We start from the raw sequence: 13,432 nt of genomic DNA, 5'->3' as shown, positions 1-13,432 counted from the left end.
CTACCACTTGCTGCATTGGCTTTTCTTCCACTCGTTCACTGACAGTTGATTGCATTACGTTCGTTCTTGCCGCATGTCTTTCCATTAATTTCTTTCTATCCTGCTTTAACATGACAACATTAAATGGGACATGACGTTTTTTCTCACGTTTCGGTTCTTCTATTTGTAAAGCAGGCTGTTCTTCAGCAACTTGCTTCTTTTCTTCCGCTTCTTCAACTAAAACGTTCGCAAAGTTTTGAACATCTTTCTTTGTTTGCTCATCCGTTTCTGAAACTGGTACGAATACTTCACTTTCTTCCTTGAACGTAATTGTTTCTTGTTGAGAAATCACTGGTTGCTCTGCAACTGGTGTATTTTCCACTAAATCTGTATTCATCGTTTCTTCAATTACTGTTTCTTGAGAAGTTGGTTCTTCTTCCTTAGTACCCTCTAACTCCGCAACTTCTTCTGTCGCTTCCTCAGCTTCCTCTAATTCCACAACTTCTTCTGCTTCTTTAGATTCCTCTAATTCCACAACTTCTTCTGTCGCTTCCTTAGTTTCTTCTAATTCCACAACTTCTTCTGTCACTTCCTCAGATTTCTCTAATTCTACAACTTCTTCTGCTGCTTCCTCAGATTTCTCTAATTCCACAACTTCTTCTGTCGCTTCCTCAGCTTCCTCTAATTCTGCAACTTCTTCTATTGCTTCCTCAGTTTCTTCTAATTCCACAACTTCTTCTGTCGCTTCCTCAGATTTCTCTAATTCTACAACTTCTTCTGCTGCTTCCTCAGATTTCTCTAATTCCACAACTTCTTCTGCCGCTTCCTTAGTTTCTTCTAATTCCACAACTTCTTCTGTCGCTTCCTCAGATTTCTCTAATTTTGCAACTTCTTCTATTGCTTCCTCAGTTTCTTCTAATTCCACAACTTCTTCTGTCGCTTCCTCAGGTTTCTCTAATTCCACAACTTCTTCTGTCGCTTCCTCAGATTTCTCTAATTCCACAACTTCTTCTGTCGCTTCCTCAGGTTTCTCTAATTCCACAACTTCTTCTGCTTCCTTAGCTTCTTCAAAAGCATCTGGTATTTCTATAGTAATTGTTTCTTCAAGCTTTTCATCTGCTTTTACAATCACTACATCTTCTAATGTTTCTTCTTCGACTTGATTTGCTGCAACTTCAGCAACAGTTTCTTCTATTTCTGTATTACATTCATTTTCTTCTGTTAATATCGAATACACATGCTCTACTTTAGAATCTATTGACTCTTCTTGTAAAATTTCTTCGTTATCTTCTGTAGATGATAACGCTACTACATCTTGCTCCTGCTTCAAGGCTTGTACAATTGTAGCCTCTTCTTCCACATGCTGTCCTACTGTTTTATGAAGCAAATCATCACTTAGGCTTTCTTCTAATGAAGGGGCTTGACGTTCAACTTCGTAACCGTTTTTCTCTAACCATGTATCCACAACCGATTTTTCTTCTACTTTATTACTTCGTTCGTTCACTCCGTTCTTAACAGATGAACTTCCTTGTAGAACTCCCGAAAAGTCAGATAATGTATATCCCTTTTTCTCTAACCATGCGTCAACAACAGCTTTTCCTTCAACAGATATTTCAAGATCTTCTCTTACCTTTTCTTCCTCCTGCACAACCTTCGTTTCTACTGAAGGACGGTTATATCCATAAATCGGAGAAATCATTTCTGTTGGACGAAATGGTCTACGGTTACTTTCTTGCGACGGTACGAATGCTTTTTTTACGACAGGCTTTGGTTCCGGTTCATATTGCAATTCCGGTTCCTCATATGTAGGTGCTTCTGTTTCCACATACGGTCGTCTGCTTCTTTCCACTTTTATTCCTCTTTGAGTAGGCTGTTCTTCATATGCTCCTCTTTGAATAGGTTGTTCTTCAAAGTTAGGCAGTTCTCTTACATCCTCCTCATCGAAGCCATTATCTGGTATTAATGGAAAACGACATTTCCCTGCATTCCGACTTGCCATTTGTGCTTCTCTTGCTTCAGTGTAGTGGTTTACACGAGGAATTTTCGGCTGACTTTCAATTTGTGCCGGTACTTCTTTATTCATCACTGTTTTTTCTTCCTCTTTGTTAAACAGCTTTTTCATCCAATCTAACATGTTTACCACTCTTTCTACTAAATAGTAACATCCTTTATTGTATCAGCATTCGGCAAAAAGTGCAGGTAAAATTAAGCATATTAGTTTTATCCATAATATTCTAATTCACGATTGTTTTTCATATAGAAAAACGAGGTCTTACATGTAAGACCTCGTTTAATCTTTACCCTTCCGATATTCATCCACACTATCCGTTACAATTTGCAATAAAGAATTTACATACTGTGGGTCAGATAATTTTTTGTCTTCTTCAGGGTTTGACATAAATCCAAGTTCTAATAGTACTCCTGGAACTTTTGACCAATTAAATCCAGAAAGATCATCCCGAAATTTAATTCCATTTACTTTCACTTGATGATTCTCTCTCATTTTATTTACTATCGTTTGAGAGATTTGAAGACTTTCAGCATAAATCTCTTTCGTATACGGACTTCCTTCTGCCGGTGTCAATACAGCAAATCCACTTTGATTTGGATTTTCAGAACCATCTGCGTGAAGGCGCAAAAATAAATTCGCTTTATGATCATTCGCGAATGTTGCTCGTTCCTTATTACTTATATCAACCTCATGTGACGTTCTCGTCATCAATACTTGTATACCTTTTGCTTCCAGTTTTTCTTTCAATATAAAAGCCATCTCTAATACAAGAACTGATTCCCTCTTTTTCGTTACAACTCCCGCTGTTCCGTCTGTTACTTTATATTTTTGCGTAGTTGCTCCTGGACCAATTGCCTCTAAATTTAAATTCGCTTTTTGTTGATGCCCTGGATCAATAACGACGAGAAACTTTTCTTGTTTTTCATTACTCTCTACTTTTTGTTCATTATTTTGCAGCGGTTGCTCAGTTGGCTGCAGCGGCGTAGTTTCCTCTTTCTTTTCCTCGGCCGGCACTTCCTCCTGCTTATGTTCCACTTGCTCATTCGTTTGAATTGCTTGCGGCTGTTCTTTCTTTTCTTGTTCTTCTTGCTGCTTTTCTACCGGTGCGTCTTCCTTATTATCTTTGTTTTTTTCTTGTATAGAAGATGTTGTTTCTTTTTTCGGCTCTTCTTGCGAACAACCTCCCATATATATTCCAATGACTGCAATAGCGCTCATTATTTTTATATACTTCATTTTTCTCTCCTATCACTTTGCACCGGTCTCAAAGTTTTTCTTATAATTGTTTTATAATTTCATCCATATTTCCAATATGAACGGGTTGCCACGTTTCTGTACCACGCTCTGCGGTATAGACTAGATACGCATCATCAGCTACATTTACGAAAACAGGATCCCCCATATCCGTTTCATATCCGATAACAATCCATTCCTCTTTCCATTTTCCACTTTCTTCACTTATTAATGAATTTTTATGTTTATCATATCGATAACCGATTTGTCCTTTTTCTAATTCATTTTCGCTAAACACATATATTTCATAGGAACCTAGTTCGATATCTTGCTGTTTTGAAGTTTCAATTCGTTTCAGAAGTTCTGCAATTTTTGGTTGTTGTTTCATACGTCTACCCCCTTCTTTTTTCTAAATTTTACCTAATCCATTTTTGAAATACAATATAGATTTTGAGAGGAAACGTTACAATGCTAGGAATTTTGCACAAAAAAATAGCCTCACATATGCGAGACTACTTTTTCTAACATCAATTAAAATTTAAATTCTTGTCCAACTTCAAAGCTATCTTCTAATACAAGAATACCTTTTTCTTCTGGAGCATCTGGAAGCTCTAACTCACGTGCAGAGCAAATCATTCCAGAAGAAGGAACACCGCGAAGTTCAGCTGGTTTAATTAACATACCACTTGGCATTACAGCACCGATTTTTGCAACAACAACTTTTTGTCCTGCATCAACGTTTGGTGCACCACATACGATTTGTAATGTTTCTGTACCGATTTCTACTGTACAAATGTTTAATTTATCAGCATTTGGATGCTTCTCTTTTTCAGCTACATAGCCTACAACAAATTTCGGCGTGAAATCAGCTTCTACTTTTTCTTCAAAGCCATTCTTCGCTAAAATTCCGTTAATTTTTTCAACAAACTCTTTCGTTAATGTAACGTTTCCGTTGTCTGTTACTTCTACATAAGAAGACGCATTAAAGATGTTGAATCCTGCTGTTACGTTGCTTTCACGATCGTATACGCGAGCAACATCTCCTTTACGGTCAAATGTACGGTTTTCTAAAGTAATATCTTGTAAGGTAACAATTAAAGTGTCACCAATTCCTTCAAGGTTGTAAAAAACGTTCACTTCGTTCATCCTTTCTCTTTTCCATCTGTCTTCTTCCGATTCTTCGCTAAAATAAAGATTGGTTCGAAGTCCCCATCTTCATATACGAATGAAAGTGATGTAATCGGAACATGCCCTTCGGCAAAAAATTTCATTGTCATTTGTGCAATAATATCATAACCGATTTCGTTGACGATATCAGCAATAATTAATACATCTTGGTGAGGAACTGCAACAACCATATCACCAGAGATCTTTTCACGCATCGAGTGTAGTAACGATTCGTTTAAAATACGACTCGCATCGTATCCATCATTTGTGTTTAAAAAGTAGAATGTATTACCTGCTACTGTCTCCTGCTTAAATTCATAGCCTAATGAGCGAGCATTAAATAATGCCATTTCACGTACTTGTTCCTCTGTAAGCTCTAATTTTTGCAATAAGCGCTCATCAATTAATCGATACGTTTTATTAGAATCTAGCGCATAGTAAATACGTGTTTCCGCCGTATGGTCCGTCATAATAAACGGATTTCCTTCTTCTGATTGTTTCGGGAAAGAAGTAGAGCGAATAACAGGTAAAATTTTCGCCGTGCTATTTTCTTCTTTATGCATTGCAATTAGCGCTTCTTGTACGTAATAAGCGACCTCTTCAATTGCTTTTTCTTTGTTCACTTCCCATTTTGCAACTACTCCTGGAAGTGATACGTTAATACCTTTTTTCGAGTCTGTTTGTTCAATACGAAGAACTTCTTTCTCGCTATCATAATGACAGTCCCATTCTGGTCGAGATAATTTCTTCATTAACTCGTCTTTCATCTTTTTACTTGTCATTTTCATCTCTTTTTCCTCCCTTCCAAAAAAATAACCTCCCCCGCGAAGGTAGAGGTTGTTTTTACAATTCAATTGGCTAATTGTCTTATTTTAAACCTTCAATAAACTCTTCGATTTGCTCTTGTGTTTTACGATCTTTATTTACATAGCGTCCAGTTTCTTCACCTTTATTGTACGCTACAAAGCTTGGAATGCCAAATACGTCTACTTTCACGCATAAATCAATAAATTCATCACGATCTACATAGTAAAATGAGAAATCACTATACTTCTCTTCTACTTCTGGCATAAATGGATCAACGAAACGGCAATCTGGGCACCATTCTGCTGAGAACATGAAGACTACATTCTCTTCATTTTTTAATTCTTGGAATTGTTCCATGCTTTCTAATGATTTCATCTATATTTCCTCCTCTAACGAGTGCACTTTTTCACACTATAATCTTTTCTTTATACTACCATACATCGCGCATGGTGCAAGGTTTATGCTTGCTTTTCATCATACTTATATTGCCCAACAAGTAACTTAACAACGTGTACAAATAATTCCGTTCGGTCGACATAATCATCTGTAAAAATACCGATAGCACCTTCGTGACTACGAATATCTTTTCGCTCTACAAACTCTTCCATCACTTCACTTAGCTCTTTTCCTTCTTCAAGCGGTGCTAAAAAATCGTCTGGTAACTTAATACGTGCCCCGCCCGCAACAAATGTTTTACCTTCAATCGTCGCTAAAGCACCCCAGTTACACATAAATAACCCATGCTCCGTTTTCATAACGCCGCCTTCTAGCCCAATGCCGATATGAGCTGCACCTTCCTGCAATGCTCTCTTCGCTCTATTTACTGCTCCTTGCATCGTCTCTTCATCTGAAAAAGGCTGATTTGCTACTCCTGATGGAACAGAAAGAGATGTAATTTCAGCATCTTTCCAAACCTTCTCCACAGCCCCAACCTTCGTCTTATTCTTCGATCCAACTACTACCTTCATTTCATTCACCTCTATATAAATTCATCATTCTATCCTAATACTAGCCTCGAACACCAAATCAGTCTTCATGACTGAGATTTATACCGTAGTGCGCCTGACCGCACACACGCATCTCTGTGTCATCTCTCCCACCTAAAAAAAGAAAAGGTTTTCCAAAAACAGCCTTCCTCTCTCTTCCTATCCAAGGTCTTAATACATCATTCGAACACCAACTAGGCACTGACCGCTCCCACTCATCGCTGGGTCATCTATTCAACCTAAAAAAAGAAGGGTTTTTCACCCTTCCTCTTTACGCGTTATTCTTAATTGTCTCTAACGTCGTTTTGTCCGTCGCTCTCACAAGCTTCGTAATTAATTCCTTCGCTGCCGCATAATCATCAACATGTAAAATAGAAGCATGTGTATGAATGTAGCGTGCACAAACACCAATTACTGCTGATGGGATACCAGAGTTACTTGTATGCACACGGCCCGCATCTGTACCACCTTGTGAAATAAAGTATTGGTACGGAATGTTATGTGTTTCTGCTGTATCTAAAATGAATTCACGCATTCCTCTATGTGTTACCATTGTACGGTCATAAATACGAAGAAGAGCGCCTTTTCCTAATTGACCGAACTGCGTCTTATCACCAGATGCATCATTTGCTGGACTTGCATCAAGCGCATAGAAAATATCTGGTTGAATCATATTTGCAGCAGTTTGTGCTCCGCGAAGACCTACTTCTTCTTGTACAGTCGCACCAGAGTATAATGTGTTTGGTAATGTTTCATCTTTTAATTCCTTTAGCAATTCGATAGCAAGGCCACATCCATAGCGGTTGTCCCAAGCTTTCGCCATAATTTTCTTTTCATTTGCCATTGGTGTGAATGGGCAGATTGGAACGATTTGTTGCCCTGGCTTTATGCCAATTTCAATCGCATCTTCATAACTATCTGCACCTATATCAATTAACATATTTTTTATATCCATCGGTTTTGCACGTTGCGCATCACTTAATAAATGAGGAGGAATGGAACCAACAACCCCAATAACAGGACCATTCTTCGTCATAACTTGTACACGCTGAGCTAATAGTACTTGGCTCCACCAGCCACCTAACGTTTGAAAACGAAGCATCCCATTTTTCGTAATTTGCGTAACCATGAAACCTACTTCATCCATATGACCTGCTACAAGAACGCGCGGGCCAGTTTCGTCCCCTTTTTTCAGACCAAATACGCTACCTAAACCATCTTGCACAATCTCATCAGCATATTTGCTTAATTCTTGCTTCATAAAACTGCGCACATCATGTTCAAAACCTGATGCACCTTGTAATTCTGTTAACGTACGAAATAATTGTAATGTCTCTTTATTCACGAAGTCCCCTTCTTTCAAACCTTAGTAGAATACCTCTTTTATTGTAACGAAATTTTCGAAATGTTTCTAGTTTCTTCTTTTTTAGTTGCATTTGCATTATAATTATTATTGGTACACTATTTTTATTTTACAGAATTGAGGTGAATATATGAGCTGGAAAGGTTTAGTCACAGGTCTTGGCGTTGGGTTCGCAGCTGGTTATTTCGTTGCAAACAAAGTACAAGAACAATCCCATATTTCTTCAGAAAAAGCATTGAAAATGGTGAAACAAGCATTAAGTCATAAAGGTGAAATTACTGGCTCTTGGGTACATATGGTTCCGGAGGCATTTGAAAAATATGATGTCGCGTACGAAGTTTATCGCGGCGGTCTTACAACGATGTTAGATGAAATACAAGAACGATTTGAATTTTTAGTTGATGCTAAAACAGGTACTGTTTTAGAGGTTATAGCAGCATAAAAAGAGGTTTCCCATTAGGTGAACCTCTTTTTTTTTAGAATTACCAACAAAAGCTGATAATAACAGCAATACATAATAAGTGGAGATTGTTCCAATAAATATTTTTGGACACCTTCCTCTTATTAATATTAAGCTTCTATATTTGTTTTTCTCTCTATCTTCTCCACTATATGCCCTTCCTCATTCCACTTTAATGCACGGTAATATGCATCATGATAAAAAGTAAACCACGCCTCTTTTTCAGCACCATACTTCATCCACTTTTGTTTATGTTCAATCGATGTCATTGGATAGTCATCGTATGCCATTACCCATAATACATTTTGATGTGCATGCGTCGGTAAAATGTCCGCTAAATGAAGCATCGTTTCACCCTGACTTTCAAGGACGACAACAGCATGTCCATCGCTATGACCACCCGTATGCACCATCTTTATTTCATCCGTAATTTCTATTTCTTGCCTGAACGTAACAATCTTATCAACGATTGGCTCCCAATTTTCCTTCCAATATGTATTACGCGATCTAACATTCGGATTTTTCATTTCATTCCATTCAGTCTCACTTACATAAATCGTTGCGTTCGGAAACGCCGGAACAAGGCGATTTCCCTCCCATTTTGTTAAACCAGATGCATGGTCAAAATGAAGATGCGTCATTAAGACGTAATGAATATCTTCATTATGCAGTCCCAATTTTTCTAAAGATTCCTTAACTGATGATTCTTCTGTTACACCTTGATTCCGCTTCATTTTCTCATTCAATTTACCATTCCCTATCCCTGAATCAATAAGCATGTTTCCTTCTTTCGTTTGTAAGAGTAACGGATCTGTTCGTAAATAAATATGATTTGTATCATTATGTTTATATTTTCGTGACCAAAGTACTTTTGGCACAACTCCAAACATCGCGCCTCCATCTAAATGTGTATTCCCACCTTTTAGCCACGTCACTTTTATATTTCCAATTTGTAACTGTTCCATATCCCATCCCCCTTTTCTATTTAATTTTAACATAATATTCCGATTATTTTTCATATAAAAAACCTATGCATTACTGCATAGGCTCCGTACGATATTTTGCTTCAACTCGATAAATACGATGACCTTTACTAGAAAATTTCTCTTCGTATTCTGTCATAATGTTTCCTTCATAATCACTATTATGAAGATCTAGGCTAAGGTAAGTTAATAACATACCATACTCAGCCATACTCATAATAGAATATTCAAATAAACCTTGGTTATCAGTTTTGAAATGAATTTCTCCGCCATCTACTAACACTTCTTCATAATTGCGTAAAAATGTTTTATACGTTAAACGACGCTTCGTATGACGATTCTTCGGCCATGGATCTGAGAAGTTTAAATAAACGCGGTCAATTTCACCTTTCGCAAAGAAAACTGTTAAATCTTCAGCATCTTTATTAATTAACTTTAAGTTCGGTACTTCTTCTTCAATTAATTTATCAAGTGCATCTACAACAACACTTGTGAATTTTTCAATTCCAATATAGTTAATATGCGGATTTGCTTTTGCCATATCATACATGAAGCGGCCACGTCCTGTACCTACTTCAATATGAATTGGCTGTTCATTTCCAAATATTTCTTTCCAGTTACCAGCGCTCTCCTCTGGGTTTCCAATTACGATATGTGAATACTCATTAATTCGATCCATTGCATAAGGCTTATGTCTTAAACGCATAGATGTCTCCCTCTCTTTACAAAACTATTTTAAAGGAAAAATTCCTTCTTTCTGTTTTAATCAATCTATCAAACAAAAAACCAAGTACGTACGAGCACTCGGTCCGTTTCTTTCAAGTATAAGATGTACCATTTTGATAAAAACTACATAAAGCATTAAACATTCCATGACGAAACAGCTTTTTCTCTTACATTTCTAGGGAGAGAAAAACACTCGAAAGGATGATCCGTTCATGCCAATTAATCAACAGCATCAATTAGAAGTGTTAAAAGATATTTTAATCAACCATCAAAGTGATTGCTGCGGGACAGTTTCTGAATGCGAGCAATTAGAGCGACTCATTCAATCGTTACTCGCAAACGATAGTATAAGTAGTGACACTAAAGTAATGCTAAACGATGTATATTCTTATAGTCAATCGGGTAAATCTTCCTCTAATTTGGACAACCATATTTCCAATAATCAAGAACAACTTACTCAGTGGATTGCTGGAATGGACAATTTTTCTTAAGTATTATTCTGAAGCAAGTAGTTGCTGTAAATATTGATGCCAATATTTAGCTTCTGCTTGCTGCTTTTTTGTTGTGTGCCATTGCATAGATAAAATCGTTTGTGCTATCACATACCATCTCATACGCCTAAGCAATGATTCATCTAGTTCAATCTCATAATATCCGAGCCACTCACTCCATTCATGGCGCGGAACATACCAATATAATAACATACCAAGATCTAAAGCTGGGTCAGCAATAACAGCCCCATCCCAATCAATTAAAAACAATTCATCTTCGTCCGACAATATCCAATTGTTATGGTTTACATCACAATGGCATACAACGAATTCATTGTACTCAATATCTTTTAATGACTCCGTTAAATATTGCAGACCTTGCTGAATTGTTTCATCAACTCTTATATCTCCTCTTAAAACGAGCTGTAATTGTTGTAATAACTCTTGCGCATGAAGCGGCTGCTTTCCTAGCCTTTGAATCATCTGCACAAGCGCTTTAGAGGAGTGTATTTTCTTCAAAAGTTTCGCAACACGTTCTAGTTTCATATCCTCTGGCTCTAACTTCTGTCCCGGAAGCCATTTTTGAGCAGAAATTACATCACCGTTCGTTACCCTTCTTGTCCAAAGTAATTTTGGAACAATTCCTTCTGCTGACAATACCGCTAAAAAGGGCGATGTATTCCGCTTTAAAAATAACTTTTGTTGTCCGTTTTGCGCAATATATGCATCGCCCGTTACTCCACCAGCCGGTATAAGACTCCACTCTTTTCCTAATAATTGTTCCAACCATTCCATATTCATTACCCGTTAACAAATCCTTATCTTTTATAGTTATGAAAAGAAAAACCGCAACATTTCTACACATGTTGTGGATTCATATATTTTACTGTATTTGAATGAAAAAACTTGGCATAAGCCGAAAACAGGATAAATCACCTGTTCTTCTAGTTTATTTTACAAAATCAATCATAGAATGACAAATTATGAAAATCGTCACCTTTGTCAATTCTACATTTATTACATTCTCATCGTCAAGTAGCGATTTGTCACATTATCGTCAATATATACGTGCTAATTGGAGCCAATTGAAGTTCCTTTCCTCTAAATGAAGAAATTGGCTCTATTTTCGCTTGCTTTTCGTTTACTAACACATGCCACGTTTCTTCTTTTGGAAGCTGTACCGTTTTAGCTTCCAAACCGCTATTAAATAAAACTACAATCTCTTTCCACGGTCCAAATAATTCTACATGCTCTAGGTGGTATGCCAGTACTTCTGTAGACGTTTGCAAAAAAGTCATATGCTTTTTTATAAGGTCTACATTTTGTAATCGGAATGCCCCGTGCCCTTTGCGAATCGCAATTAACCCTTTTATATAGTTAACGGTCTCCATCTCTTTCTCTTTTTGATCCCAATCTAATTGATTAATTTCATCATTTGCATTATAACTATTTTCATTCCCTTGCTTCGTACGATAAAACTCTTGCCCCGCATGTAAGAAAGGAATCCCTTGTGAAAGAATAACCATTGCAGTTGCTAAACGATGGCGCCTTTTCAAAATTTCTTCTGATTCTGGATTACTTTGCACTAGTTTATCCCACATCGTCATATTGTCATGACATTCTACATAGTTGATGCTTTGTACTGGCTCTAGGAACAATCCTGTTTCTTTCATACTTAAAAGGCTACCAGCTACTATATACTGCAAATGATTACAGTCTACATGCCCACCAAATGCAAAGCCACGTTTATTTATATTAAAAGTACTTCCTTTTATTCCATCACGAAATTGATCATTAAACTGTGCGATACATGGCATTTTATTCGCATTATTTAACGTCGCTTTCTCTTCAAGAGGAAGCGGTGTTTGCAAATCCCATCCTTCACCTAATAACAGCGCATCCTGCTTTATTTTTCGTACTTCTTTTTCTAATTCATTCATCGTTTCAACATCTAAAATTCCCATTAAATCAAATCGGAATCCATCAACATTGTATTCAGTAAGCCAATATAAAACAGATTCTATAATAAATTTCCTCATCATTTTCCGTTCAGATGCTATATCATTTCCAACTCCCGTCCCATTAGAAGGCATACCGTCTTCCCCATGACGAAAATAATATCCCGGGACAAGCTTCTCAAATGATGATAATTCTCTTTCATAAACATGATTGTATACAACATCTATAATCACTCGAATGTCGTGATCATGAAATGTTTCAATTAGTTGTTTACACTCTACTATCCTGTTATATGGATCAGAAAGATTTGTAACATAAAACCCTGTTGGTATATTGTAATATAACGGATTATAGCCCCAATTATATGCGGAAGCAGGATTCACTTCATCTATACCACCAAAACAATGTAAAGGTAATAGTTCAACATGTGTAACGCCTAAATCTTTTATATAAGACAATCCTGTTAATGTCCCATTTCGCCCTACTGTCTCCTCTTCCATTAGCCCTTTATATGTTCCTTTCTTATTCACCCCACTGTTTGGGTGAATAGTAGCGTCACGAATATGCAGTTCATACAATATGGCATCTGTCATTGACTGTAATGGTGATAATTCTACTCGTTTTGTCACATTCGTTTTTTCCAAATCGATAACGACGCCGTATTTTCCATTTATCGTCGCAGACTTTGCATAAGGGTCAACCGCTTCGTTCCATATTAAATTAATACAAACAAGGAATGTATATCGTGCTCCATCATGATCACCTTGTAATGTATGAATCCACACTCCGTTTTCTTCTCTGTACATTTCATAATCAATATATTCTTTATCACTTTTATAAATCCGTACTTTCGCAAGCCTTGCAGTCGGAGCCCATACTTTAAATATTGTTTCTTCGTTTTTATACACAGCACCTAAGTCGGTACCTTCGTAATAATATTTTTCATCGAAAACTACTGTTCGAATCACAGCGCCTATTTGTAAATCTGTTTCTTCATTCCGTTCATCCCGTACTGTATAATACTTCCCCACATCTATCGGCTCTTCTATAAAGCATTCATACTTCGTTGCATCTGGAAGAGCAATAGTATGAACAATCGGTAACTCTTTCACATTGCTTCCTTCTTGTAAACGAAATGTCCGGCTTGTTCCATACGCATGCGGGAGCAAAATTGTAATTTTATTCATTTCATCTAAATAGGCATCAAATGGACGTTTTACTTTCAACATAAAAAATCACCATCATTCTTAAAGTTAAAATGAAACGA

13 protein-coding genes and 1 pseudogene are annotated in these 13,432 nt (G+C 37.0%); 2 read left to right on the top strand and 12 right to left on the bottom strand.

Features of this window, described 5'->3' with window-relative positions; all coding sequences use genetic code 11:
- The 8 genes and pseudogenes from AC0IXC_RS08350 to AC0IXC_RS08315 form a co-directional block, all read right to left on the bottom strand.
- Window positions 1-2,113 (bottom strand): annotated as a pseudogene (locus AC0IXC_RS08350) (DNA translocase FtsK); the annotation flags it as partial.
- Window positions 2,114-2,269: 156 nt separating this feature from the next.
- Window positions 2,270-3,226 (bottom strand): N-acetylmuramoyl-L-alanine amidase, encoded by a 957-nt coding sequence (locus AC0IXC_RS08345; protein WP_471652824.1) that lies wholly within the window; start codon window positions 3,224-3,226, stop codon window positions 2,270-2,272.
- 40 nt (window positions 3,227-3,266) lie between these two features.
- Window positions 3,267-3,611 (bottom strand): hypothetical protein, encoded by a 345-nt coding sequence (locus AC0IXC_RS08340; RefSeq protein WP_002015616.1) that lies wholly within the window; start codon window positions 3,609-3,611, stop codon window positions 3,267-3,269.
- Window positions 3,612-3,754: 143 nt separating this feature from the next.
- Window positions 3,755-4,369 carry a YtpR family tRNA-binding protein gene (gene ytpR / locus AC0IXC_RS08335; RefSeq protein WP_002089041.1) on the bottom strand — a complete coding sequence of 205 codons (615 nt, stop codon included), beginning with the start codon at window positions 4,367-4,369 and terminating at the stop codon, window positions 3,755-3,757.
- The gene (locus AC0IXC_RS08330; protein WP_002089043.1) at window positions 4,366-5,178 is read right to left on the bottom strand and encodes a DUF1444 domain-containing protein; all 813 of its coding nucleotides are present in this window, start codon (window positions 5,176-5,178) and stop codon (window positions 4,366-4,368) included. The genes ytpR and AC0IXC_RS08330 overlap by 4 nt, the downstream gene beginning before the upstream one ends.
- Before the next feature lie 79 nt (window positions 5,179-5,257).
- Entirely contained in the window at window positions 5,258-5,572 is a 315-nt protein-coding gene (locus tag AC0IXC_RS08325; RefSeq protein ID WP_002015619.1) for a thioredoxin family protein, read from the bottom strand.
- A gap of 83 nt (window positions 5,573-5,655) precedes the next feature.
- The gene (locus AC0IXC_RS08320) at window positions 5,656-6,165 is read right to left on the bottom strand and encodes a DUF84 family protein (RefSeq protein WP_471652823.1); all 510 of its coding nucleotides are present in this window, start codon (window positions 6,163-6,165) and stop codon (window positions 5,656-5,658) included.
- 289 nt (window positions 6,166-6,454) lie between these two features.
- Window positions 6,455-7,528: a M42 family metallopeptidase gene (locus AC0IXC_RS08315; RefSeq protein ID WP_002089046.1), complete on the bottom strand. Its 1,074-nt coding sequence runs from the start codon at window positions 7,526-7,528 to the stop codon at window positions 6,455-6,457.
- 148 nt (window positions 7,529-7,676) lie between these two features.
- On the opposite strand from AC0IXC_RS08315, the gene AC0IXC_RS08310 reads away from it, so the two are divergent.
- Window positions 7,677-7,988, top strand: coding sequence for a PepSY domain-containing protein (locus tag AC0IXC_RS08310; protein WP_002015622.1), 312 nt, complete (start codon window positions 7,677-7,679; stop codon window positions 7,986-7,988).
- Window positions 7,989-8,116: 128 nt separating this feature from the next.
- On the opposite strand, the gene AC0IXC_RS08305 is transcribed toward AC0IXC_RS08310, so the two are convergent.
- Together AC0IXC_RS08305 and trmB are read right to left on the bottom strand one after the other, a co-directional pair.
- Window positions 8,117-8,971, bottom strand: a complete 855-nt coding sequence (locus AC0IXC_RS08305) for a YtnP family quorum-quenching lactonase (RefSeq protein ID WP_471652822.1) — start codon at window positions 8,969-8,971, stop codon at window positions 8,117-8,119.
- Window positions 8,972-9,041: 70 nt separating this feature from the next.
- A complete protein-coding gene (trmB, locus tag AC0IXC_RS08300) occupies window positions 9,042-9,695 on the bottom strand; it encodes a tRNA (guanosine(46)-N7)-methyltransferase TrmB (RefSeq protein WP_002015624.1) in 654 nt (217 codons plus the stop codon).
- A gap of 232 nt (window positions 9,696-9,927) precedes the next feature.
- Between trmB and AC0IXC_RS08295 the strand changes: the two genes are divergently transcribed.
- Window positions 9,928-10,206: a YtzH-like family protein gene (locus AC0IXC_RS08295; protein WP_002015625.1), complete on the top strand. Its 279-nt coding sequence runs from the start codon at window positions 9,928-9,930 to the stop codon at window positions 10,204-10,206.
- 3 nt (window positions 10,207-10,209) lie between these two features.
- Here AC0IXC_RS08295 and AC0IXC_RS08290 read toward each other — a convergent pair whose 3' ends face one another.
- Window positions 10,210-11,007: a phosphotransferase family protein gene (locus tag AC0IXC_RS08290; RefSeq protein WP_002034382.1), complete on the bottom strand. Its 798-nt coding sequence runs from the start codon at window positions 11,005-11,007 to the stop codon at window positions 10,210-10,212.
- 245 nt (window positions 11,008-11,252) lie between these two features.
- On the bottom strand, window positions 11,253-13,394 hold the full coding sequence (gene pulA / locus AC0IXC_RS08285) for a type I pullulanase (RefSeq protein ID WP_471652821.1): 2,142 nt from the start codon (window positions 13,392-13,394) through the stop codon (window positions 11,253-11,255).
- Between the last annotated feature and the right edge of the window lie 38 nt (window positions 13,395-13,432).

The organism is Bacillus sp. AC266, assembly GCF_979253805.1.
This window is presented reverse-complemented; position numbering and strand designations above follow the sequence as displayed.

What these genes read in the sequence shown, in the direction of transcription:
- AC0IXC_RS08310 (WP_002015622.1), top strand. Translation starts at nt 7,677, where the DNA reads ATGAGCTGGAAAGGTTTAGTCACAGGTCTTGGCGTTGGGTTCGCAGCT.
- AC0IXC_RS08330 (WP_002089043.1), bottom strand. Translation starts at nt 5,178, where the DNA reads ATGAAAATGACAAGTAAAAAGATGAAAGACGAGTTAATGAAGAAATTA.
- AC0IXC_RS08305 (WP_471652822.1), bottom strand. Translation starts at nt 8,971, where the DNA reads ATGGAACAGTTACAAATTGGAAATATAAAAGTGACGTGGCTAAAAGGT.
- AC0IXC_RS08320 (WP_471652823.1), bottom strand. Translation starts at nt 6,165, where the DNA reads ATGAAGGTAGTAGTTGGATCGAAGAATAAGACGAAGGTTGGGGCTGTG.
- trmB (WP_002015624.1), bottom strand. Translation starts at nt 9,695, where the DNA reads ATGCGTTTAAGACATAAGCCTTATGCAATGGATCGAATTAATGAGTAT.
- AC0IXC_RS08290 (WP_002034382.1), bottom strand. Translation starts at nt 11,007, where the DNA reads ATGAATATGGAATGGTTGGAACAATTATTAGGAAAAGAGTGGAGTCTT.
- ytpR (WP_002089041.1), bottom strand. Translation starts at nt 4,369, where the DNA reads ATGAACGAAGTGAACGTTTTTTACAACCTTGAAGGAATTGGTGACACT.
- AC0IXC_RS08340 (WP_002015616.1), bottom strand. Translation starts at nt 3,611, where the DNA reads ATGAAACAACAACCAAAAATTGCAGAACTTCTGAAACGAATTGAAACT.
- AC0IXC_RS08325 (WP_002015619.1), bottom strand. Translation starts at nt 5,572, where the DNA reads ATGAAATCATTAGAAAGCATGGAACAATTCCAAGAATTAAAAAATGAA.
- AC0IXC_RS08345 (WP_471652824.1), bottom strand. Translation starts at nt 3,226, where the DNA reads ATGAAGTATATAAAAATAATGAGCGCTATTGCAGTCATTGGAATATAT.
- pulA (WP_471652821.1), bottom strand. Translation starts at nt 13,394, where the DNA reads ATGTTGAAAGTAAAACGTCCATTTGATGCCTATTTAGATGAAATGAAT.
- AC0IXC_RS08295 (WP_002015625.1), top strand. Translation starts at nt 9,928, where the DNA reads ATGCCAATTAATCAACAGCATCAATTAGAAGTGTTAAAAGATATTTTA.